The sequence below is a fragment of the Trinickia violacea genome, from assembly GCF_005280735.1.
GTDB classification, from domain to species: Bacteria; Pseudomonadota; Gammaproteobacteria; order Burkholderiales; family Burkholderiaceae; genus Trinickia_A; species Trinickia_A violacea.
On record NZ_CP040078.1, the window covers coordinates 975250 to 996120 of the forward strand.

General features: G+C 61.5%; 22 protein-coding genes. 9 read left to right on the forward strand and 13 right to left on the reverse strand.

Annotated features, from left to right (window positions below; translation table 11 throughout):
• Positions 1–108: 108 nt before the first annotated feature.
• Positions 109–513 (forward strand): hypothetical protein, encoded by a 405-nt coding sequence (locus FAZ95_RS26465; protein ID WP_137335463.1) that lies wholly within the window; start codon positions 109–111, stop codon positions 511–513.
• Positions 514–604: 91 nt separating this feature from the next.
• Here FAZ95_RS26465 and FAZ95_RS26470 read toward each other — a convergent pair whose 3' ends face one another.
• Both FAZ95_RS26470 and FAZ95_RS26475 read right to left on the reverse strand, forming a co-directional pair.
• Complete coding sequence (locus FAZ95_RS26470) at positions 605–862, reverse strand: GNAT family N-acetyltransferase (protein ID WP_437437786.1); 258 nt, start codon at positions 860–862, stop codon at positions 605–607.
• Positions 863–869: 7 nt separating this feature from the next.
• Complete coding sequence (locus FAZ95_RS26475) at positions 870–2171, reverse strand: aspartate aminotransferase family protein (protein ID WP_137335465.1); 1302 nt, start codon at positions 2169–2171, stop codon at positions 870–872.
• 104 nt (positions 2172–2275) lie between these two features.
• Between FAZ95_RS26475 and FAZ95_RS26480 the strand changes: the two genes are divergently transcribed.
• Positions 2276–3133 carry a LysR family transcriptional regulator gene (locus tag FAZ95_RS26480; RefSeq protein ID WP_137335466.1) on the forward strand — a complete coding sequence of 286 codons (858 nt, stop codon included), beginning with the start codon at positions 2276–2278 and terminating at the stop codon, positions 3131–3133.
• Here FAZ95_RS26480 and FAZ95_RS26485 read toward each other — a convergent pair.
• The 4 genes from FAZ95_RS26485 to FAZ95_RS26500 all read right to left on the reverse strand — a co-directional run bounded on the left by FAZ95_RS26485 (position 3114) and on the right by FAZ95_RS26500 (position 8223).
• A complete protein-coding gene (locus FAZ95_RS26485; RefSeq protein ID WP_137335467.1) occupies positions 3114–4739 on the reverse strand; it encodes an efflux transporter outer membrane subunit in 1626 nt (541 codons plus the stop codon). The genes FAZ95_RS26480 and FAZ95_RS26485 overlap by 20 nt on opposite strands.
• The gene (locus tag FAZ95_RS26490; protein ID WP_137335468.1) at positions 4736–5812 is read right to left on the reverse strand and encodes an HlyD family secretion protein; all 1077 of its coding nucleotides are present in this window, start codon (positions 5810–5812) and stop codon (positions 4736–4738) included. Before FAZ95_RS26490 ends, FAZ95_RS26485 begins: the two co-directional genes overlap by 4 nt.
• A gap of 12 nt (positions 5813–5824) precedes the next feature.
• Positions 5825–7468: an MFS transporter gene (locus tag FAZ95_RS26495; RefSeq protein ID WP_137335469.1), complete on the reverse strand. Its 1644-nt coding sequence runs from the start codon at positions 7466–7468 to the stop codon at positions 5825–5827.
• A gap of 83 nt (positions 7469–7551) precedes the next feature.
• A complete protein-coding gene (locus FAZ95_RS26500) occupies positions 7552–8223 on the reverse strand; it encodes an antibiotic biosynthesis monooxygenase family protein (protein WP_137335470.1) in 672 nt (223 codons plus the stop codon).
• A 225-nt stretch (positions 8224–8448) separates the two neighbouring features.
• Here FAZ95_RS26500 and FAZ95_RS26505 point away from each other — a divergent pair, with 225 nt between their 5' ends.
• The gene (locus tag FAZ95_RS26505) at positions 8449–9381 is read left to right on the forward strand and encodes a LysR family transcriptional regulator (protein WP_137335471.1); all 933 of its coding nucleotides are present in this window, start codon (positions 8449–8451) and stop codon (positions 9379–9381) included.
• Here FAZ95_RS26505 and mug read toward each other — a convergent pair.
• Together mug and FAZ95_RS26515 are read right to left on the reverse strand one after the other, a co-directional pair.
• Positions 9342–9887, reverse strand: coding sequence for a G/U mismatch-specific DNA glycosylase (mug, locus tag FAZ95_RS26510; RefSeq protein ID WP_137335472.1), 546 nt, complete (start codon positions 9885–9887; stop codon positions 9342–9344). The genes FAZ95_RS26505 and mug overlap by 40 nt on opposite strands.
• On the reverse strand, positions 9884–10864 hold the full coding sequence (locus FAZ95_RS26515) for a GlxA family transcriptional regulator (RefSeq protein WP_137337603.1): 981 nt from the start codon (positions 10862–10864) through the stop codon (positions 9884–9886). Before FAZ95_RS26515 ends, mug begins: the two co-directional genes overlap by 4 nt.
• Before the next feature lie 256 nt (positions 10865–11120).
• On the opposite strand from FAZ95_RS26515, the gene FAZ95_RS26520 reads away from it, so the two are divergent.
• The 3 genes from FAZ95_RS26520 to FAZ95_RS26530 all read left to right on the forward strand — a co-directional run bounded on the left by FAZ95_RS26520 (position 11121) and on the right by FAZ95_RS26530 (position 14038).
• A complete protein-coding gene (locus tag FAZ95_RS26520) occupies positions 11121–11714 on the forward strand; it encodes an AraC family transcriptional regulator (RefSeq protein ID WP_137335473.1) in 594 nt (197 codons plus the stop codon).
• 123 nt (positions 11715–11837) lie between these two features.
• Entirely contained in the window at positions 11838–13703 is a 1866-nt protein-coding gene (gene ilvB, locus FAZ95_RS26525; protein WP_137335474.1) for a biosynthetic-type acetolactate synthase large subunit, read from the forward strand.
• 35 nt (positions 13704–13738) lie between these two features.
• Entirely contained in the window at positions 13739–14038 is a 300-nt protein-coding gene (locus FAZ95_RS26530; protein WP_137335475.1) for an ArsR/SmtB family transcription factor, read from the forward strand.
• A gap of 157 nt (positions 14039–14195) precedes the next feature.
• Here FAZ95_RS26530 and FAZ95_RS26535 read toward each other — a convergent pair whose 3' ends face one another.
• From FAZ95_RS26535 to FAZ95_RS26545, 5 genes are all read right to left on the reverse strand, one after another.
• Entirely contained in the window at positions 14196–15293 is a 1098-nt protein-coding gene (locus FAZ95_RS26535; RefSeq protein WP_137335476.1) for a hypothetical protein, read from the reverse strand.
• 468 nt (positions 15294–15761) lie between these two features.
• Positions 15762–16160, reverse strand: coding sequence for a hypothetical protein (locus FAZ95_RS26540; protein ID WP_137335477.1), 399 nt, complete (start codon positions 16158–16160; stop codon positions 15762–15764).
• 162 nt (positions 16161–16322) lie between these two features.
• The gene (locus tag FAZ95_RS40555) at positions 16323–16454 is read right to left on the reverse strand and encodes a hypothetical protein (RefSeq protein ID WP_302674760.1); all 132 of its coding nucleotides are present in this window, start codon (positions 16452–16454) and stop codon (positions 16323–16325) included.
• A 33-nt stretch (positions 16455–16487) separates the two neighbouring features.
• Positions 16488–16652: a hypothetical protein gene (locus FAZ95_RS39520; RefSeq protein ID WP_175425771.1), complete on the reverse strand. Its 165-nt coding sequence runs from the start codon at positions 16650–16652 to the stop codon at positions 16488–16490.
• Positions 16653–16670: 18 nt separating this feature from the next.
• Positions 16671–16982, reverse strand: coding sequence for a hypothetical protein (locus tag FAZ95_RS26545; RefSeq protein ID WP_137335478.1), 312 nt, complete (start codon positions 16980–16982; stop codon positions 16671–16673).
• Between FAZ95_RS26545 and FAZ95_RS26550 the strand changes: the two genes are divergently transcribed.
• The 3 genes from FAZ95_RS26550 to FAZ95_RS26560 all read left to right on the forward strand — a co-directional run bounded on the left by FAZ95_RS26550 (position 16957) and on the right by FAZ95_RS26560 (position 20835).
• Positions 16957–18750, forward strand: a complete 1794-nt coding sequence (locus FAZ95_RS26550; RefSeq protein ID WP_254700296.1) for a PQQ-binding-like beta-propeller repeat protein — start codon at positions 16957–16959, stop codon at positions 18748–18750. The two genes, FAZ95_RS26545 and FAZ95_RS26550, sit on opposite strands and share 26 nt — an antisense overlap.
• Before the next feature lie 35 nt (positions 18751–18785).
• Complete coding sequence (locus FAZ95_RS26555; RefSeq protein WP_137335479.1) at positions 18786–19541, forward strand: carbonic anhydrase family protein; 756 nt, start codon at positions 18786–18788, stop codon at positions 19539–19541.
• 226 nt (positions 19542–19767) lie between these two features.
• Complete coding sequence (locus tag FAZ95_RS26560) at positions 19768–20835, forward strand: glycosyltransferase family 2 protein (RefSeq protein WP_137335480.1); 1068 nt, start codon at positions 19768–19770, stop codon at positions 20833–20835.
• Positions 20836–20871: the final 36 nt, after the last annotated feature.

Genomic DNA, 20871 nt, shown 5'->3' on the forward strand with positions numbered 1-20871 from the left:
GGCAGGAAAGTAGACGTCTGGCCGAGCGCGACTTGTGTTTTCCGATCGGCCGTTTTGCAGGATGCCACTACAATCCACCACATCGATTCGACAACCAGGACTCACGCGATGAAATACATTTTTGCATCGATCGTTGCGGCGCTCATCGTGGCCGCAAGCGCCGCTGCGATAGCCCAAACATCCGGCGCCGCCGGCGATGCGCCCAAACAGGAGTGCGCACTCGGGTATGTCACCGGCGTCGGCGGGTCAGCCCAGAGCATGCGCGAATACCTGGCGACTCCCGACAGAGACAAATATCGCTACCTCGCAGACAACCAAATCCAATGCAAGATCTCCGACGAGGGGCGCGCGTCCGCGTGTACCGGTGTCACGAACCTTCGGCATGAACAAGCCAGCGTGTACGACGACAGCGACAGCGCGACGATGGTCGTGGTCGCCCGAGTGGAGCTCGACCAGGGGACTTACCCGGTGATGGTCGTTGTGCGAAGGCAGGATATGCATTGCGACCAGTGAATGAGCCTCACGGCGCTCACTTGATTGTTCCAAGCCTGCTCGTCGTACTGGAGCCAACTGGTGAGTGACGCGCTCGCGGTCAAGTAAGCGGCTAGCGGCTGCTATCCGCGCGCTTGACGATGTTGAGGCGAAAAGCCTGCCTCAGTTCGAACCCGAGGCGTTCGTACAATCCGATCGCGGCTTGATTGCCGCTGATGACATGCAGGAACGGCGTATCGCCGCGAGCCTCGATATCCCTGCGCAGGATATTGATCAGCCGACCTGCAAGGCCCTTGCCGCGATACTCGTCATCCACGCAAACCGCGCTGATCTCGACATAGCCATCGATGCGCATGCGCTCACCCGCCAACTAGCGCCTACAAGGACCGTTGAATCGCCTGCCCAAGCAACTCAAGCCCCAGATCGATCTCCTCCTCGCGCACGTTCAACGGCGGCGCAATCCGGAACACTCCGCCCATCCCGGGCAACTGCACGATATTCATGCTGAGCCCCAGATTCATGCATTCGCGGGTAATCTTCGCGCCCAGCCCATCCGCCGGCTCCTTCGTGCGGCGATCCTTGACGATCTCCACGCCCAGCAGCAACCCGCGTCCGCGAACGTCGCCGATGCACTCGAAGCGCTCCATCAAATCCAGCAAACCGTGCTTGAGCCGCTCGCCCATCACGTTCGCGCGCGCCACCAGCCCCTCGCGCTCCACGACATCCAGCACACGCAAACCGACGGCGGCAGGAAGCGGATCGGACACGTGGGTCGTGTAAAACAGATAGCCGAGTTCATGAGCCCGTTCCTCGATCTGCGCGGAAGTCACGAGGGCCGCGAGCGGCAAGCCGGCGCCGAGTGTCTTCGACAGCGTGAGCATGTCGGGCGTGACGCCGTCGCGCTGGCACGCGAACATCGTGCCGGTGCGCCCGACGCCGGTCTGCGCTTCGTCGAGGATCAACAGCATGCCGCGCTCCTCGCATTTGCGCTTGAGCGCGGCCATGTAGCCTGGCGGCAGTTCGATGATCCCGCCTGAGCTGAGGATCGGCTCCGCGATGAACGCTGCGAGGTTGCCGCTTGACTGGCGATCGATGAGATCGAACGCATAGTCCAGCTCCGCCAGATAGTCGTATTCGCCATTGCGCTCGAACCGTGGCCGGTACAGGAACGGGGCAGGGATCGCGAACGAACCGACAGCCGCGGGGCCGACACCCTTGCGTCCGGCGCTATAGGTCGCGGACGCCGCCGCACCCGTCATGCCGTGCCAGGACTGGGCAAAACCGACGATTTCGTATTTGCCGGTGACGAGCTTCGCCATGCGAATGGCGGCTTCGTTCGACTCCGCGCCGGTACTGAGCAACAGCGCGCGGTCGAGCCCGTCAGGCGTGATGTCGGCCAAGCGCGTCGCCAGATCGACCACGGGCCGCGAGAGCATCCCGCTGAAGAGGTGGTCCAGCTTGCCCGCGTATTCGCTGATGACCGACACGATTTCGGGGTGGCTGTGCCCGAGCACCGCGCTCATCTGCCCCGAGGTGAAATCGAGGATCGTGCGGCCATCCGCGTCGTAGACGAAGCTGCCCCGGGCGCGCTCGATGATCATCGGCTCGAACGTGCCGCCGTACCGGATGAGGTGCTGTTTGGCGTTGTGCCAAAAGGTTGCGTCGTTGTTCAGGGACACGGTGCGTCTCCTGGCAGGTGGTGGGGATGACTTGCAGTCTAGACGGGCCTCTGCTTTTATAGAATCGAATAGTTCTTATCGAAGATAGAAGCGGGGTTAATATCTTGGGTCTTTCACTCGAAATCGATCTGCTGCGCTCGTTTGCCGTCATCGCCGAGGTGCGGGCGCTCAGTCGCGCGGCCCATCGCATCGGCCGGACTCAGTCCGCGCTGAGTCAGCAGATGAAGCGGCTCGAGGAAATCGTCGATCAGCCGCTGTTTCAACGCACCGGTCGCGGCGTGGTGCTGACGAGTCCCGGCGAGCGTCTGCTGATTCACGCCCAACGCATTCTGCGCGCGCACGACGAGGCGATGGCCGATCTGTGCGGCAAGGGGCTGTCGGGGCGGATCCGCTTCGGCTGTCCGGACGACTACGCCGCCGTCTTCCTGCCTTCGTTGCTGAGGCAGTTCTCGAGCCAGCATCCGCATGCGCTCGTGGAAGTCGTTTGCGCGCCCACGCCACGCCTTATCGAACAACTGGAAAAGCGTGCCGTGGACCTCGCGATGATCTCGTTGCCCGAAGGCAGCCCGAACGACGACATCATCCGCCGCGAGCAGTTGGTCTGGGTCGGCTATCCCGGGATGGATTCGGCGCACTTCGACCCGTTGCCGCTCGCGCTTTCCGATCCCGACACGCTCGATCACCTCGCGGCCTGCGACGCGCTGCAACGCGCCGGCCGCGCGTATCGCATCGCGTATGCGAGCAGCAGTCTCTCGGGTCTCACCGCGCTGGTTCGCTCGGGGCAGGCTTTCGCGGTCCTCACGCAGACCGCCGTTCCAGCGGATCTGCAGGTACTCAATGCCGACCCTGGATTGCCACCGTTACCCAGTGCCGGCATCTCCCTGAAATTCGCGCGGGCGCGTCCATCGCTCTTGAGCGCCGCGTTTGCGGAGCACATCAGGCTCAGTCTGCCTTTGCTGTGATCGACGCGTTCTGTTCTGCCTGAACTGGCTGGGATTGAGACGCCGCAGTGCCCTTGTCAGCTTGAGGCGTTTGGCCTGCATAAGTCGATTCCCACCCACCGCCGAGCGCCTTGCAGAGCTCGATCAGATTCGCAGCAGCAGTCGCTTGGCTTTGCTCGAGGTTGCTCTGGCCTTCGAGCAGTTGTTTCTGCACGTTCAGCACGTCGAGATAGTCCAATGCCCCAGCCTTGTAGCGCTGCTGCGCCACGGCGAGTGCGCGCTGGTTCAGCGCCACCACCTCCTTCAGCTTGTCGCGGCGCAGCTGCTCGGCATCGTAGGCGACCAGTGCGTCGTCCACCTCGCGCCAAGCCTCGAGCACGGTGCGCTTGTAGACGATCGCCGCCTCCTGTTGTTGCGCCTCGCGTAACTGCAGGGTGCCTTTGAGGCGCCCGCCTTCGAAGATCGGCATCGTGATGGAGGGGCCGAGAACGAACTGCCCCGACGCCCAGCTGGCGAGGCTCGTGAGCTGAAGACTCTGGAAACCCGCGCTGCCGTTGAGCGAGATGTGCGGATAGAAGTCGGCCTTTGCCACACCGATCGACGCCGTCGCCGCATGCAATTGCGCTTCCGCTCGCCGGATATCGGGCCGGCGTTGCGCGAGCTCGGACGGAAAGCCGATGGGCACTTGTCCAGGCAACTCGGGCACCTCTTGCGGCTCGCCGAGCGTTTGCTTGAGCGCGCCCGGCTCCTCGTCGAGCAAGACACCAATCGCGTTGATCCTGGTCTCGCATTGGGTTTCGAGCGTTGGAATCAGACTTTCGATCGACGCCGCCTGCGCGGAGGCATTGGCGACATCGAGATCCGTCGTCACGCCGTCACGCTCGCGGATTTGCGTGAGCTTCGTGGTATTGCGGGCAATCTCGAGGTTTTGTTTCGCGATGTTCAGCAGCTGTTGTGAGTCGCGCAATTCGACATAGTCTCGCGCGAGCTCGGCGCGCGCAGACAACAACACGGCGTTCCGGTCTTCGTAAGAACCATCCGACAAGGCGGACGCCTCTTCGACACCGCGTCGAGCACCGCCCCAGATATCGAGTTCCCAAGAGGCATCGAAGCCCATTTGATAGAGGTTGTAGGCCGGCGAGCCCTTGGAGCCGGGAATCGGCGCCACGCCAAGCGGCGTTTTACCTGAAGCGTTTTGCGATTCGGGGCCGAGCGAGGGCACGCCGAGCAGCGACAGAATGCCGTTCGGACTGCCGCGTTCGCGGTCGTAGGATGCCGCGCCGTCCAGCGTGGGCAATTCCGCCGCCCCTGCTATGCGTTGTCCGGCGCGGCTTTGCCGGAGGCGCGCCGACGCCGCGGCCACATCGAGGTTCGCATCGGCCAGTTGCTTTTCGAGCGCGTTCAACGTGGGATCGTTGAACAGCGTCCACCAATCGGAATTGAATTCGGTTTCGGTGGCCTTGCTCGGTGCTTGCGCCGCGTCGGTGCGTTCAAAGACTTGCGGCGGCGTGGCCGCCGTGGGTGGCACGAAATTCGGTCCGACGGTACAGCCGGCGATCACGAGGCATGCCAGGATTTCCAGCGCCAACGCGCGGATGGCGCGGAATGTGAAGTCTCGCGTACTCATTTTTGCTCTCCTGCTTCGGCCCGTGCATCACTATGTCGACCGGTGGCCACTTCGGTTTCGACAGAAAGCCCCACGCTCAACGCAGACGCCGCCTCTTGACCTTTATCGATGTCGATCTTGATCGGCACGCGTTGAACGATCTTGGTGAAGTTGCCCGTCGCGTTGTCGGGCGCGATCGGCGCGAAGCTCACGCCGGTGGCGGGCGCGAGACTATCGATCCGGCCGCGAATCACAACGCCAGGCAGGCTGTCCACCTTGATGCGCACGCTTTCGCCGGGCCGCATCTTGGTGATCTGGTTTTCCTGGAAGTTGGCGACGACATAGGCTTCCGAAAGCGGCACGATCGCGAGAACCGGCGCGCCGGGCGTCACGTAGGCGCCAACGCGTGCGGAACGCCGTCCAACCTTGCCGTCGATCGGCGCGCGAATCTCCGTATAGGAGAGGTTGAGCTGCGCCTGATCGAGCGCCGCCTCGGCGCGTGCGAGCGCGCCGGCCGCTTTGTCGCGCTGGGTGTTCAGGACGTTCAGGTTCTGCTCGGTCGCTTCCAGCGCGGCTTGGTCGTGGGCCTGCTGCGCGAGCTGCTCCGCGAGCGCGCTCGACGCGTGCTGTTGCTCCTGCGCCGTGCCTGCGCCGGTTTGCGAGAGATCCTGGTAGCGCGTGGCGTTGTCGCGCGCAAACGCGATCGCCGCATCGTCGGACTTGAGCGTCGCGCGCGCCTGATCGACGAGCGAGGGCTGCCGCGCGATCTCGGCGTCGAAGTTAGCGACGGACGCTTTGGCCGCGGCGACGTCCGCTTGAGCGCTCATCAAGGCGGCCTTGTAGTCGCGGTCGTCGATACGCACCAGCAATTGCCCGGCTTTGACCGACTGGTTGTCGTCGACCAAGACTTCGGCGATCTGGCCGGGGATGCGCGGTGCCACGAGCGTGAAATCGGCCTGGACGTAGGCATCGTTCGTGGATTCGGTATTCGAGCCGCCTGACAGGCTTGCATAAGCCCATGCGCCAACACCGAGTGCGACGGCAATAGCGGCGGCAGGAATGAGTTTGAGGGGAGTTCGAGCAGCGGTTGACATGATGGCGTTCCCTTAATGTGAAGACGAAGAGGGCGGCGTCGTGCTCCACGGCGGGTAAATGCGCACGGGTAACACAGGCACGAGGAGAAGAAGCGCGACGGCGACTCCCGCCATCACGAGGTAGAGATCCGCCGATGTCAGTACCGCTGCTTGCTCGTGGATCCGGTGTGCAAGTTCGCCGAGGCCACCATGGGCTGCGTCGAGGCTTTGGCTCGTCACCAGCGCGTGATTGCCTAATTGGTCCACGAGCATGTTCGAATGAAGGCGTTCGCGATCGGTGCCCAACCCTTCGATGAGACCCGTCGCCACCGCCGCGGAAAACGTCTTGAGCGAGTTAAACATCGCTGAAGCAAAGGGACCTTCCGTCGGCGGCAAGCCCGTCGTCACGCCCATCAGGATTCCGAGAATCACCATCGGCTGCGCGACGACCTGTATCGATTGAAGCCAGTAGAAGTTGTCGCGGATCCATTCGGACGTGATGAAGCTGCCCATCACGCACGTGGCGATCATGAGGCTCAAGCCGATGGCCATGACCCACCGGTGGTCGACGCGCCGCAGATTCAGAAGTGCCGCCGTCAAAGGCAGCGTGATCAAGAGCGGCGCGGCAACCAGCAGCGACAAGGGCGCGGTTTGCAGCGGCCGGTAGGCGTGAACGGTGGCGAGAAATTGGCCGGGTATCGCCGCCACGCCAACCAGCAAGATCACCGCGCCTGTGAGCGTCGTGAGTCCGTGCGTAAAGTTCCTGCGCTTAAGCAACTGCAGCTTGAAGAAGGGATGCGGGTGAAACCACTCGTTGACGAGGAACATCACCAGCATCAGCCCGCCACCGATAAACATCACGCGAATGAACGCGGAATCGAGCCAGTCGAGACGATCGCCTTGCAGAAGGCCGATCACGAGCATGGCGACGGCCGGAAAGCCCGTCAGAAACCCGGTCCAGTTGAATGCCGCGAGCCGTTCGAGTTTGAGCGGATCTTTCGGCAGGCCCCACTGAATTGCCACGCAGCTCACGATGCCCAGCGGCACGATTTGCCAAAAAGCCATTTGCCAGCCAACGAACTCGGTCCACAACGCGGCGAGCGGTGTGCCGAGCGCCGGCCCGAAGGTCGCCGTGAGCGCGTACCCGGCGAGCCCATAGAGCTTCACTTTGGGCGGCAGATAGCGCAGCGCCACGATGATCAGCATCGGGGGAAGGCATCCGCCGGCCATCCCCTGCAGCACGCGCAGCCCATAGAACGTGAAAAGGTTCGGCGCAAACGGGCAAAGGAAACCGAAGATCATCGTCGCGACCACGGCGCCGATCGTGAATCGCTTCAGCGTGAAGGTGATCCCGAACCACGGGGCAAACACCATCGTCGTCACATTGGCCGCCTCGAACAGAGCCGTCAGCCAGGTTCCGTCGTCGTGACCGATCGAGAACGCGCCTTGAATGTCCGCCATCGCTTGCGCCGTGACCTGCTCGTTGAGAATGGCCAGGAGAGACGCAAGCAGCATCCCGACGAGGCCGGTGGCGAGGCGCAGCGTCAGGGTGGACTGTTGCGGGGGCGTCGGCTGTGCGGGAGCCTCCGGCTTCGGCGCAGGAGCGGGTGCCGGAGCCGGCGCCTGCGCGACGGTCAATCGTTCCGCTCCAATGGTAAAAGGGTCGACGGTGGTCATGGAAACCTCGTTGCTACTCGTGTTCGATAGGAAATCTAACTATTTCCTATCGAATCACCTCAATGACGGGCGCAGCTGAATTACTACGAGCGTTGTGCCTCTGCAAAATATTGCGGTGCTTCCCGGCGATCGAACATGCCGTACTCACGGATGATGCGTACGTTCCGGCGGCGCGAGCCGTCTGCCGCCGCTGCACCGCGTTCGAACGCTTCGGTCGCCGCTTGGTCGCGCCACGTCACCACCGCGATCACGTCCCCCGGCGTCATCAGTGCGTCGAACACGTCCCAGGCAACGAGGCCAGGCGCGTTCGTATCGACGCCAAGCGCTTTCGCCACCGCTTCCGCGCCAGCTTGCTTGACCCAGTCCGGCGCGAACTGCCCTTCATGCAAGGTCACTGCCGTGCCGCGTCCCGTCTCGGTGACATCCAAGCGCTGCTCGATCAGGGCCTGTCCCGCAGGCAGTTGGTTGTCGCTGACGACCTGACCGATACGCAAGCGATAGTCGGCAAACACCCGGTCACGCGCGGCTTGCATGATCTTGTGGTGGACCTGCTGGCTGCGCCAGCGCACGAGCGCCTTCTCGTCGCGCCAGCTCGACAGCGACAGAACCCATCCTTCGCGTGTGAGACTGGCGTAGCGATTGTTGTCGATGAACCCGTCGATCTTCTCGAGTTCGGGGCGCAGCACCTTGGCCATGCCGAGATACGCGTTGAACTGTTCGGGCTTCGGATTGACTTCAAGCATTGCGGCAAACATAGGCACCTCTTTCGGTTGGTGAGTGATACGACGTGCAGTGATTGTCGGGGAAAGCCTCAATTCGCAGGGGCCCAAGCTGGTTGCTATTGGGCCAATGAATTTGCGATTTTTGCCAACCCGGCAAATGCCGTTCCGATTGCCATCACAGCCTGAAAGAGTCCTTTGAGAAGCGATCGAATAGAATCACGGCGAGTGGTGGACGCGGTGATCAAAGTAGGAGGCGGAATGGACAAATTGCGTGAGATGGAGATCTTCGTCGCGATCGTCGACCGAGGCAGCTTTACCGGCGCCGCCGACAAACTCGACATGTCGCCCGGCGGGGTTTCACGCGCGGTCAATTCGCTGGAATCCCGTCTCGGCACGCAACTGCTCGCCCGGACGACTCGAACGGTTCGTCCGACGGATGCGGGCATGGCTTACCTCGAAGCCTGCAGGAAGGTGCTGGACACCATCACGGACGCGGAAGCCAGCATCGCGGTCGATCCGCTCAATCCCGTAGGGACGTTGACCGTCTCCGCGCCGGTCCTGTTTGGCCAGCGATATGTGGCGCCGCTGATCAACGCCTTCGCGTTGCGTTATCCGGACGTCACCATCAACGCGGTGTACGCCGATCGAACCACGCGGCTTCTAGAGGAAGGGGTGGACGTGGCGCTCCGTATCGGCCACCTCGGAGACTCCTCGACATACGCCATTCCGTTGGGTTTTGTGCGGCGTCGAACCTATGCGGCGCCCTCTTACCTAGCCGAGCGTGGGGAACCTGATCACCCCAGGGATCTGATCAATCACCACTGCGTGTCGTTCACCGGCGTCTCGCAACCGCTCGAATGGGTGTTCAACGAAAACGGCTCGAGGCTGCCCGTCCGGGTTCGGCCGCGGATGGTGGTCGACCTCGGTCCCGCCGCCATCCTCGCCGCCGCCGAAGGCGTGGGCATCACTCAGTTGCTGTCGTACCAGGCGGCGCCGGAGGTAGCCGACGGCAAACTCCAACCGGTCCTGACGTCATTCGAGCCCGAGTCGGTCCCGGTGAGCTTGTTGCATGTCGAGCGGCGCAGCACCAGCGGCAAGATTCGCGCTTTCGTGGAATACGTGACCGAGACGCTGCGTAAGAATCCGCACCTTCAGGCTGCGGACGCTACCGCTACGCGAACTTCGCGGTAGGCGGTCACCAGCGCATCGAGGTCGAACGCCCGATTCAGCCCGCTTGGATTGGGGACGACCCACGCGCGTGCGCCGCCGAATGGCTCTGTTTGCAGCCCCCAAGCAATATCGCGCGTGCCGGAGATGGCCGAAAGCGCCATCTTTCCGAGGAAAACGATGTGCCGCGGCGCGTATCGCTCGATCTTTCGCCGAAAGGCATCACCGGCCAGTTCAATCTCCGCTCGCGAGAGCTCGGCGGCCTGTGCGGTGGGTCGCGGGACCACGGTAGTGAGACCGCAGCCATATCGAAGCATCGTGTGATCGTCTTCGGGCCGAATTTGCTCGGGGGTAAAGCCGGCGAGATGCATGACCCGCCAGAAGCGATTGCCTCGGCCCGCAAAGTGGTGACCTGTCGATGCCGCACGGATACCGGGATTGATTCCGCAAAATACCAACGACAAGTTCGGTTCAAGAAGATCGGGAAGCGCTTGAAGCGAATCGGCATCCGTCACGGATGAGCGAGTCATTGAATCGAGGCCTGCGTGCCTGCATCGCCGCGGAATCGCTGCCGATATTGTTTCGGCGTGACTTCCAACCGCCGGGAGAACGTCGTGCGCATATGCGTGGCACTGCGGAAGCCGCATTGGTAGGCAACGGTTTTCAGCGGCGCATCCGAATCTTCGAGCAACTTCCTCGCGCTGTCGACGCGAACCTGCTCGACAAACGCGGACGGCGTCACTTTCGCGTACTTGGCGAAGACTCTCGAGAAGGTCCGCCGGCTCACGCCAACTGAGTCCGCGAGCTGTTCGATGGAGAGCGCATCGGTGATGTGCTCGGTCACGTACCGGTGCACCTTGCCGATAATCGGATCTTCATCCCTGCCGGTTCCCATATACGGGCTGTACTGAGATTGGCCGCCTTCGCGCTGGATATAGACGACAAGACGTTTTGCAACACGCACCGCCACTTCGTGTCCCCAATCTTCGGCGACCAGCGACAGGCACAGATCGATGCCGGCCGTCACGCCCGCCGACGTAATGAGGCGTCCGTCGCGAACGAAGATCTTGTCGGGCTGCAAACGCGCCTGCGGGAATTCGTCGGCAAGGCGGCCCGCGTCCGCCCAGTGGGTCGTCACTTGCTTGCCGTCGAGCAGTCCGGCATGGGCAAGCACGAATGCCCCATTGCAAATGGAGCCGAATCGCGTCGCGTTTTGTGCCTGATTTTGCAGCCACGTCAGAAAATCGTTCGACGGTTGAACGTCGGGCAATTGCGGTCCGCCTGCGATCAGCAGCAAGTCGAATTGCGTGTCGAGATCGGCATAGCTATACGGCACGGAAAGCCCCATCCCGTTCGAGCAGGTCACGGTGCCGGCCTGGGGGCCCACCAGCGTGACTTCATATTTCTGCTGCGCAGTCAGGATTGTGTTGGCTTCCGCAAACACGTCGAGGGGGCCCGCAACATCGAGCGCTTGAACACCATCGAATATGACAATGGCGACTTTCATGCCGTGACCTTCATGGAGTGAATCGTCCTGACGACGATCGGTAACGGAGCGTACCGCAGTGGCCCAAAAACAGGGACGTACTGGGCTGAAACTGTCTTTTGAGTGCGAGTCATCAATGGAGTGGACTGGGGAGCGGTCAAACGCACGTTGGCCCAAATCTGAACTCGATTGGCCCAGCACGGCGCCAGCTCCGTGTTTCCTCGTCCGTGCCGCCTGAATAGACTGGGTCTCATGAATGTAGCCGGAGCGACGGCGTATGCAAGTAGCGATGATGTTGTACGAGGGATTCCGGCTGCTCGAAGTGACGGGCCCGATGGATGTCTTCCACGAAGCGAATCGTCTGAGCGGCGCAATGTTGTACGAGCAGCATCTCGTGGGGCCGTCCCCGGGGCCCGTCGCGTGCTCGAATGGCGTAGCGGTAGGCACGACGGAGTCTCTGTTGGATGTGCGTACTTCATTCGACATCGTCGTCGTGCCGGGCTCGCCGGCCGTCGGCGCGGGGCGCGAGCATTGCGAGCTGGTGGACTGGCTTCGCGATGCCGGAAGCAGGGTGCGACGGCTCGCGTCGGTGTCCAACGGGGCTTTCTTGATCGCGCGTGCCGGCCTTGCGGACCATCGCGCGTTGACTATGCATCGACGCGACGCACAGCGTCTCTCTACCGAATTTCCCCTCGTGCACGTCATCAGCCATCAAAGCTATTTGAAGGACGGCAACTTGTACTCGTCGCGTGGCGTGAGCGACGGTATCCGGGTGGCATTGGCGCTCGTCAGAGAGGACCTTGGCGAAGAATTCGCCAGAGGCGTCACGCAGTCATTGTCGAGGCAGCGTTCATGGCCCAAATGTAGCTAAGTTTGGCCCATGCGCCACCGCAACGAAGGGACCGCACGGTTCCGATCGTTGGCAGAATCGTTGTGTCCTTTCTCGCCATTGTTCCAGCGGCAAACGCGTCTCGTGTTTGCCCGCAAGCCAGCCATGACTCAAAACCCAATCATTGCTTCACCAGCCGATCTCAAGCCAACGAATACACGTGAAATCCTGTCGGGCGCCGACATCATCCTGCGCGTACTCGCCGAGCAGGGCGTCGACACGATGTTCGGCTATAGCGGCGGCGCGATCTTGCCGACGTACGACGCCGTGTTTCGTCATAACGAAATGAACGCGGCACATGCCGAGCGTCAGATCAAGTTCGTCGTCCCCGCCAATGAGCAAGCCGCGGGCTTCATGGCCGCCGGTTATGCGCGGGCCAGCGGAAAAGTCGGCGTCTTCATGGTGACGTCCGGCCCGGGCGCAACGAATGCCGTGACGCCGATCGCCGACTGCAATGGCGATTCGATACCGGTTGTGCTCATCTGCGGGCAGGTGCCGCGCGCCGCGATCGGCAGCGATGCGTTTCAGGAGGCGCCCGTCTTCAACATCATGTCGGCGTGCGCGAAGCAGGTGTTCCTGGTCACCGACCCGGCGAAGCTCGAGCCAACGCTGCGCACCGCATTCGAAATCGCTCGCACCGGCCGACCGGGCCCGGTCGTCGTAGACGTGCCCAAAGACATCCAGAACTGGAGGGGCCCCTATCATGGGCAAGGCACGCTGCATTCTCGCGGCTACGCCGATCGTCTCCGAATGGTGGCGCGAGGCGCGCGTCTTGAACGAGAGAAGGCCGACGGTTTCTTCGATCTTCTGCGCGAGAGTCAACGGCCGCTGCTCTATGTCGGCGGCGGCGTGATCACGGCTCGCGCAACAGCGGAGCTGAGAGCGTTTGCCGAGCGCAACTGCATTCCGATCGTGACGACGCTCATGGGGCTTGGCGCCATCCCTGCCAATCACGAGTTGTATCTGGGCATGCTCGGCATGCATGGCACCGCCTGCGCCAACTACGCCGTTGAAGACTGTGACTTTCTCATCGCGGTGGGCGCCCGGTTCGACGATCGGGTCGCCGGTGGCCGGCCTGAATCATTCGCCGCCGGTGCTCGCCATGTCGCTCATATCGACATCGACGAGGCGGAGATCAACAAGGTCAAACGCGCGCACTGGGCTCACGTGGGAGATGCGAAGGACGCGTTGCGGGCTTTGATCGAGCACAGTCCAGCGACGTCATCGCTCTCGAAATGGCTCGAACGCGTCGCGGAGTTGAAGCGGACGTTCGGGCAGAACTACGACCGAAACAGCCCCGCGATTCAGCCGCAGTACGTGGTCGAGAAGCTCAGCGAAATCACGGGTGGACGAGCGATCATCACCACGGGCGTCGGCCAACATCAGATGTGGGCCGCGCAGTACTTCGCGTTTGTCGAGCCTCGGAGCTTTCTGACATCGGCAGGCATGGGGACGATGGGTTTCGGGCTGCCCGCGGCGATCGGCGCGCAATTGGCGCGGCCGGACGCCCTCGTGATCGACATCGACGGCGACGGAAGCATACGGATGAATATCGGCGAACTGGAGACGGCAACCACGTACGGCGTCCCCGTGAAGGTTTTGCTGCTCAACAATCGCGGTGACGGAATGATCCGGCAGTGGCAGCGTCTTTTTTATGAAGGACGGATGTTCGTCAGCGACAAGTCGTTGCATAGCAAGGACTTCGTGATGACGGCGCAGGCCGATGGCTTTGAATTTGCGCGTCGCGTTCAAGCAATGGATGAACTCGAGGGCGCGCTGAGAGCGTTCGTGGCATTCGACGGGCCTGCCTTTCTCGAGGTGATGATCGACGAGAACGCCGATGTCTTTCCGATGGTAGGCCCGGGACAAAGCTACTCGAACATGATCACAGGTCCCTTCATTCCGTCTCGCATCGGGCAAGAAACACACAGTCAGGGCGTAGGAAAGAACAGTGCTACGGATATGTTCTAGCCCTTCAACTGCTACTGAGGCGTTTGTCGAAATCCATGATTGACGAGAATTTGATTCATAAGGCACTCGCGAACCCGTTCCGGCGTGAGGTTTTAAGGTGGCTAAAGGCCCCCAACGAGCACTTTGTGCAAGGCCACATCGATCTGGCTCGCGGGGTGCCGTCGAATGCGATCCTCGCGCGCAGCGGGCTGGCACAATCGACCGTATCGGCGCACATCGCGGCATTGGTCGAAGCTGGGCTGGTTGATTCGACCCGCTTGGGTCAGTGGATGTTTTTATCGCGAAACGAAGACGTTATTCGCGACTTCGCGGAACAGATCAAGTCGCATTTGTAGCCGCGGGTGTTGTCGACCGACGTGTCGGCGCTTGCTCGCATACGTTACAAGACGAAACACTTGGTTGCCTCTCGCAAAGAACCTGGCCTGCCTCCTGCGGCTGAATAAAAGCGAAGTCCTTTCTCGTCTCCTCGACATCAACCTTGCATCGAGCGGGTCAGTGCCCGGTGTCGGGGCTTTGACCCTCTGCCTGATCGGTTGCTCCCCAGTTGACGAGCGAGCGCTGTTCCAAGGCGCTGGCCTCCGCACTGCTGGAGTCGATCGACAGCGCGTTGCCTGCGCTGTGCCATGCACACTTCCACGAGTGCTGCGCGAGACAGGCGCGAGCGGTATTCAGTGCCGCGTCGCGTGCGTGTTCGCGCGAGAGGAGATCCTGACGCAGCATGAGCGCGTCGCTGTTAGCCGGTCCTTTGTCCAGCGCCTTGGTTAGGGCGGCACGCGCCCCGGCCAGATTGTTTTCATCCAGATCCGTCCGAGCCGTCGCAAGGTAGGGAGTCGTCAGATCGTTGTCCTGCGGCTTATGTGTCGCTGGAGCGGCTGCGGATCGGGCATCTGCATCGGTGCGGTTGTCAGCGAATCGCTGCTGGGATGCGACTGGCGCAGGCACATGACCCTTTGCGCTTGGAGCGGGTGCCGGAGATCGCTGAGCGATATGCGCTGACTCACGGTCTTTTGCTCCGGGAGCGGGTGCAGGAGGTTGCTGAGCGACATGCGCCGACTCATGGTCCTTTGCGCTCGGCGCGGGAGCCTGGGGTTGCTGTGCGACCGGTGGAGCAGCCGGCGGTGCCGGCAACGAGGAGGGCGGTTGCAAAGGCTCATGCAATGGCGCCTCCGACGAATTCGAGGGCGCCGGAACTTGCTGCTGCGCGACGGGGGGAGCGGTTGACGGTGCCGTCAACGACGCAGCCGGCTGCGTCGGTTCCTGCAACGGCGCCGCCGAAGCGTGCGAAGACTCCGGAATATTGGTCGAAAGGGATTGCGTTCCGGCGGCTTGATTCGTGGCGGTCTCCTGCGCAGGCACCGGATTAGCGGACACGCTCGAACCACGACTCGGCGTCACTTGTCCGATCACCGTATGCAGCGGCCCTTCATGACTGCTCGTTCTGTTGGCGTGCTGCGTCATGAGCGCATAGGCGCCGAACAGCAACACGAAAATGACCAGTGAGATTCCTCCGGTGTGGTTCAGCCTCCATTGACGCGGCACCGGCCGCGCGGTTTGTCTTTCTTCGTTGTACGCACCCGTACCGGCAGGCATAAAGAGCGGAGTCGGGCGTGATAGCCCAATTGCATCGCCGAGCGATCTCTCTGCGCGCCTGCCGCCCGCCGGCTCCCTCATGCCAGCGGATACCTGCGATACGCGTTGACCGCAATGTGGGCAGAACGAATCGGCACCCGACACGCGACCGCCACATTGGCGACACGTCATCGATACGCTAGGGTCTGTTGAAACGTGCATGATCAAGATAGAAGCGAAGTCGTAACCAATATGTGATCGTTCGTTTTGACGGTCAAGGCCGGTAGCGTCCATATGCCGACAATATCCGCAAAAAATGTAAGATTTCGTTATTTATTTCGTTATCCATATTGTATTTTGGAGAGCGCGGACGAGGCGTTGTCCTGTCCGATCTGGAACTAATACGATTATTTGCAGAGCGGCAGCGCGCCTTTGAGATTGCGCAAAATTCGTACCGACGAAGCTCGGTCTCGACTAGCCTCGCGCGGTTCATTTCGGATAATTGCTTAGATGTGGCGAAAATCCGCCAATCAATAGGATCGATTGACACGTCGCCTTGGATACTGCGGCAAGCTTGTCAATAATAGGCGATATTGACTTGTCACTAAGCCCATTGCTCTGTTCTTTGTCGGCATGCGAGGTACTCTCGCGTGCTCCGGACGCGCCGCTGTTCATCATTCGTTTAAGTGAAATTGTCTGCGTGAACTGGATTTCCCGGGTCGAGCTTTGCTCCAACCGGGTGGATAAATTTGTCCGCTTGATCTCTAGCAGGTCGGCTTTGATACGGGTAATGGCGGCACGCTGATTACCCGAGGTGTCGATAAGCAACGCGTCATTTGCTCGATTCCCCCGCAAGGGGTTAAGAAAAAGAGGCTCGGCGATGCGCAAGATCTCTTGTTCTCCCTCTCGTTTTCAATTGACGATTGCGCAGCCCAGCGGCTCGCCGAAAGCGCTGCGCATGCGTCTTGCCGTACCCATGGTCGCGTCGCTGATAAGCCTCGCTCCAATCGGAGGGCACGCGCAAAGCACGCTAACCATCAGCGGCGTAACTTACACGCTGTGCGCAACGGAAGGGACGTTTTGCTCGTTCACCGGCACGGCGATGGTCGTGTTCGGAACGACCTCGCCCTCGCTGATGTACGACATCAACGGGCCGTTCACGAACGGGGTGAATTGCGTCAATGGCACGGTGTCGCAAACCGACCCGGCCTATGGTTACTCGAAGAGTTGCTGGTATGGCGGCACGTCATCGGGTTCATCGGGGTCGACATCAGGCTCAACGGGTTCAACAGGCTCAACGGGGTCCTCCGGATCTTCAGGCTCATCTTCGTCAGGCAGCTTGACGCAGTGCGCAGTGGAGAATGCTTTTTGCTCGTTCACCGGGACCGTGTTGGTTCTCTACGGCGGCAGCACGACGGCCAACAACGTCACGAAGTCATTTACGAATGGCGTGACGTGCAATAGCGCTTCGTTTGGAACGGACCCGGACTTCGGTGTGACGAAGGCATGCTGGATTCCGTCATCATCTTCATCGTCGGGTTCGACGGGGGGAAGCTCGGGTTCGACTGCGGGGTCGTCCTCCGGGTCGAGTTCCGGTTCAACGGGGTCAACGGGTTCGACAGGCTCCTCCGGTTCTTCAGGCTCGTCCGGTTCGTCAACCTCAGGGAGTTGGAAGCAGTGCGCAGTGGAGAATGCCTTTTGCTCGTTCACCGGAACGATGACGGTTCTCTACGGCGGCAGCACGATGGCCAATAACATCAGCAAGAGCTTTACCAACGGCGTCACATGCAACAACTCGTCGTTCGGAACGGACCCGGACTTTGGCGTGACGAAGGCATGTTGGATTCCGTCGACATCGTCAGCGTCGACGGGTGGCAGCACGGGTTCGGGCTCGACTTCGGGCTCCACCGGTTCCTCCGGATCGAGTTCCGGCTCTACTGGCTCATCCGGGTCATCAACCGCGTCGAACGTCGATGTCCCGACCTACCACAACGACATCGGCCGCACCGGGCAGCAGCTGGCCGAAACGATCCTTTCGCCGGCCAACGTCAATTCGACGACGTTCGGCAAGATCGGTTTCGACACCACCGACGGCAAAGTCGACGCCGAGCCGCTCTATCTCTCGCAGGTGACGATCGGCGGCAGCAAGCACAACGTGCTGTACGTCGCGACGGAAAACGCGAGCGTGTATGCGTTCGACGCCGACTCCGGCGCGACGCTCTGGAAAGCCTCCACGCTCGGCACGAACGAAACGGCGAGCGACGACCTCGGGTGCTTGCAGATCACGCCGATGATCGGCATCACGTCGACACCGGTGATCGATCGAATCAAAGGGCCGAACGGCGCGATCTACGTCGTTGCGATGTCGAAGGACGCGTCGGGCGCCTATCACCAGCGCATCCACGCGCTCGACATCACCACGGGCGCCGAATTGTTCGGAGGCCCGACGGAAATCAGCGCGTCCTATCCCGGCAACAGCACCAACGGCTCGGGCGGCACGCTCACGTTCAATCCGAAGCAATACGCGGAGCGCCAGTCGCTGCTGGAGCTGAACGGCAACATCTACACGGGCTGGACATCGCACTGCGACAACGAGCCGTACAACGGCTGGGTGATCGCCTACAGCACGACGACGCTGCAGCAGTCCAGCGTGCTGAACCTCACGCCGAACGGCACCGGCGGCTCGATCTGGATGAGCGGCGCGGGCATGGCCTCGGACGGCCAGTCGATTTACTTCCTCGACGCGAACGGCACCTTCGACACGACGCTCACGGCCAACGGCTTCCCCTCGCAGGGCGACTACGGCAACGCGTTCCTGAAGCTCGGCACGACGAACGGCCTGACCGTCTCCGACTACTTCAACATGTCGAACACGCTCGCCGAGTCGCAGGCCGACGAAGACCTCGGCTCGGGCGGCGCGCTGGTGCTGCCGGATCAGACCGACGCGAGCGGCGCCGTCCACCATCTCGCGGTCGGCGCGGGCAAGGATTCGAGCATCTACGTCGTCAACCGCGACTCGATGGGCAAATTCAACGCGAGTACGAACAACATTTATCAGCAGATCAACGGACAGCTCGTCGGATCGGAGTTCGGCATGCCCGCGTACTTCAAAGGCACGATCTACTTCGGCTCGATCGGCGATAAGATCAAGGCGTTCCCGATCAGCAACGCGCAGGTGGCGACGGCCCCAACCAGCCAGACGCCCGAGACGTTCGGCACGCCGGGCGCGACACCGAGCATCTCGGCAAACGGCACGTCGAACGGGATCGTGTGGGCCGTGCAAAACGGCACGATCGCAGCGCTCTACGCCTACGACGCGACGAATCTCTCGAACGAGCTGTATAACAGCAACCAGGCGGCCAACGCGCGCGATCAGTTCGCGGGCAATAAATTCATCACGCCGATGATCGCGAACGGGAAGGTCTACGTCGGCACGACGACCGGGGTGGCCGTATTCGGGCTGCTCGGCAGCCCATAGCCACCCCGTCGCGGCCAACTGTCATGGAGGTTCACATGGAATCGGCAAAAGATTGCTGTCTGAACGCTCATCCAAACAACCAAGGACGGCGGGCGTGGCTGAAAGTCGGTACGGGTGCTTGCGCCATGGCGTTGTTGAGCGGGATCGGATTCGGACCGGCCGAAGCCGAAGCTGCTGCCTTGACCAAGGAGCAACGAGACGCCCTGACGCCCGATCAGATCATCGAAATGATGAAAAAGGGCAATGTGCGGTTTCGCTCCGGAAAAATGAAGGAGCAAGACTATCTTGCGCAAAAGCGATCCAGTGCGGCGGGCCAGTACCCTGCGGCCATCGTGCTCGGCTGCATCGATTCGCGCGCACCGGCCGAAGTCATTTTCGACATGGGGATCGGCGACACTTTCAATGCCCGGGTAGCCGGAAACATCGCCAATCAGGACATGCTCGGCAGCATGGAGTTCGCGTGCGCGGTGGCGGGTGCGAAAGTCGTCTTGGTGCTGGGGCATACCGCCTGCGGGGCGATCAAAGGCGCGATCGACAACGTGCAGCTGGGCAATCTCACAGGGTTGCTCGAAGCGATCAAGCCGGCGATCCAGGCAACCGACTACCAAGGGGAGCGCACGAGTAAGAATGCCGAATTTGTCGATGCCGTGGCGCGGTCGAATGTCCGGTATGTCATCGGCCAAATACGCAGCAACAGCGAAATCCTCGCGGATCTGGAAAAGAAAGGCCAAATCAAGATCGTGGGCTCGATATACGAGTTGCACAACGGAATGGTGACTTTCCTCAGCTAATTTTCCTTGCACCTCCCTCCCGGTTTTCTAAAATCAATTTTGGTTTCAACGCAATAAAGGCGTAATCCTGGCAATACGCCAGGATAATCCCGAGGCGGGTGGTTTAGGGCCTGTTATTAGCGTAAGCAGACCCTAAACGTTTGCCCGTCAAGAATGACAGCTAGTCGCGGCGCGCCGCAGGCGTGACGCTACAAAAAAGGGAATTGCCGACGCGCTCGGAGGGACCATGCCCGCGCAAGCCAATAAACCGTTGATCTCGCTGGTGGTGCCGTTCTACAACGAACAGGAGGCGGTGGCGCCTTTTTTCGCCCGAACCGTTCCGATACTCGAAGCCATGGCCGACCTACGCTTCGAAATCGTGTGCATCAACGACGGCAGCACCGATGAAACGCTCCGCCGCCTGATCGCGGCCAGCGCGCGGGACGCGCGCGTGAACGTGATCGACCTCACGCGAAACTTCGGCAAGGAGGCCGCGTTGACCGCCGGCATCGACGAGGCGATCGGCGACGCCGTCATTCCGATCGATGCCGATTTGCAGGACCCGCCCGAGCTGATTCCGGCGATGGTCGAGCACTGGCTCAACGGCGCCGAGGTGGTGGCCGCCAAGCGGACTGACCGGGACGACGACACGTTGGCGAAACGCACCGCGGCCGCGCTTTATTACCGCGCCCATAACGCGCTTTCGGAAATCAAGCTCCTGCGCAATGTCGGCGATTACCGCCTGATGGATCGCGAGGTCGTCAATGCGCTGTGCCTGCTGCCCGAGCGCCGCCGCTTCATGAAGGGGCTATTTGCATGGGTCGGCTATCGCACCGTGATCGTCGAATACAAGCGCGAGCCGCGCAGCGCGGGCCGCTCGAAATTCTCCGGATGGCAATTGTGGAATTTCGCGCTCGAAGGCATTACCGGCTTCAGTACCGTGCCATTGCGATGCTGGAATTATCTCGGCGCGCTGATCGCCGTTGGGGCGTTTCTCTATGCCGGGGTCGTCGTTGCCAAAACGCTTTTGTTCGGCAATCCGGTTGCGGGCTATAGCTCGCTGATTTCCGTCATGCTGTTTCTAGGCGGAATCGAATTGATCGGGATTGGCGTGATTGGCGAATATATCGGCCGCATCTATTACGAATCAAAAGGACGGCCTGTCTACCTCGTTCATCGCCGCTATCGCGGCAACGCACAAGAGAGCGTGACGCCGATCGGGAACGGCGCGCCTTCGCCGCGCAGGAACTTGAAGCTCGTGTCCACGCGGCGGCGGCCGCCGGCACGCGCGCGCGCATCCGGCAGCGGCCACTGATCGACGGACCGCTTTGTACATCCGCTTAGTGCCCGA

Excerpts from the sequence above, each read along its gene's own strand:
- FAZ95_RS26465 (WP_137335463.1), top strand. The coding sequence starts at position 109 with ATGAAATACATTTTTGCATCGATCGTTGCGGCGCTCATCGTGGCCGCA.
- FAZ95_RS26485 (WP_137335467.1), bottom strand. The coding sequence starts at position 4,739 with ATGAGTACGCGAGACTTCACATTCCGCGCCATCCGCGCGTTGGCGCTG.
- FAZ95_RS26490 (WP_137335468.1), bottom strand. The coding sequence starts at position 5,812 with ATGTCAACCGCTGCTCGAACTCCCCTCAAACTCATTCCTGCCGCCGCT.
- FAZ95_RS26495 (WP_137335469.1), bottom strand. The coding sequence starts at position 7,468 with ATGACCACCGTCGACCCTTTTACCATTGGAGCGGAACGATTGACCGTC.
- FAZ95_RS26500 (WP_137335470.1), bottom strand. The coding sequence starts at position 8,223 with ATGTTTGCCGCAATGCTTGAAGTCAATCCGAAGCCCGAACAGTTCAAC.
- FAZ95_RS26505 (WP_137335471.1), top strand. The coding sequence starts at position 8,449 with ATGGACAAATTGCGTGAGATGGAGATCTTCGTCGCGATCGTCGACCGA.
- mug (WP_137335472.1), bottom strand. The coding sequence starts at position 9,887 with ATGACTCGCTCATCCGTGACGGATGCCGATTCGCTTCAAGCGCTTCCC.
- FAZ95_RS26515 (WP_137337603.1), bottom strand. The coding sequence starts at position 10,864 with ATGAAAGTCGCCATTGTCATATTCGATGGTGTTCAAGCGCTCGATGTT.
- FAZ95_RS26520 (WP_137335473.1), top strand. The coding sequence starts at position 11,121 with ATGCAAGTAGCGATGATGTTGTACGAGGGATTCCGGCTGCTCGAAGTG.
- ilvB (WP_137335474.1), top strand. The coding sequence starts at position 11,838 with ATGACTCAAAACCCAATCATTGCTTCACCAGCCGATCTCAAGCCAACG.
- FAZ95_RS26530 (WP_137335475.1), top strand. The coding sequence starts at position 13,739 with ATGATTGACGAGAATTTGATTCATAAGGCACTCGCGAACCCGTTCCGG.
- FAZ95_RS26535 (WP_137335476.1), bottom strand. The coding sequence starts at position 15,293 with ATGCCTGCCGGTACGGGTGCGTACAACGAAGAAAGACAAACCGCGCGG.
- FAZ95_RS26555 (WP_137335479.1), top strand. The coding sequence starts at position 18,786 with ATGGAATCGGCAAAAGATTGCTGTCTGAACGCTCATCCAAACAACCAA.
- FAZ95_RS26560 (WP_137335480.1), top strand. The coding sequence starts at position 19,768 with ATGCCCGCGCAAGCCAATAAACCGTTGATCTCGCTGGTGGTGCCGTTC.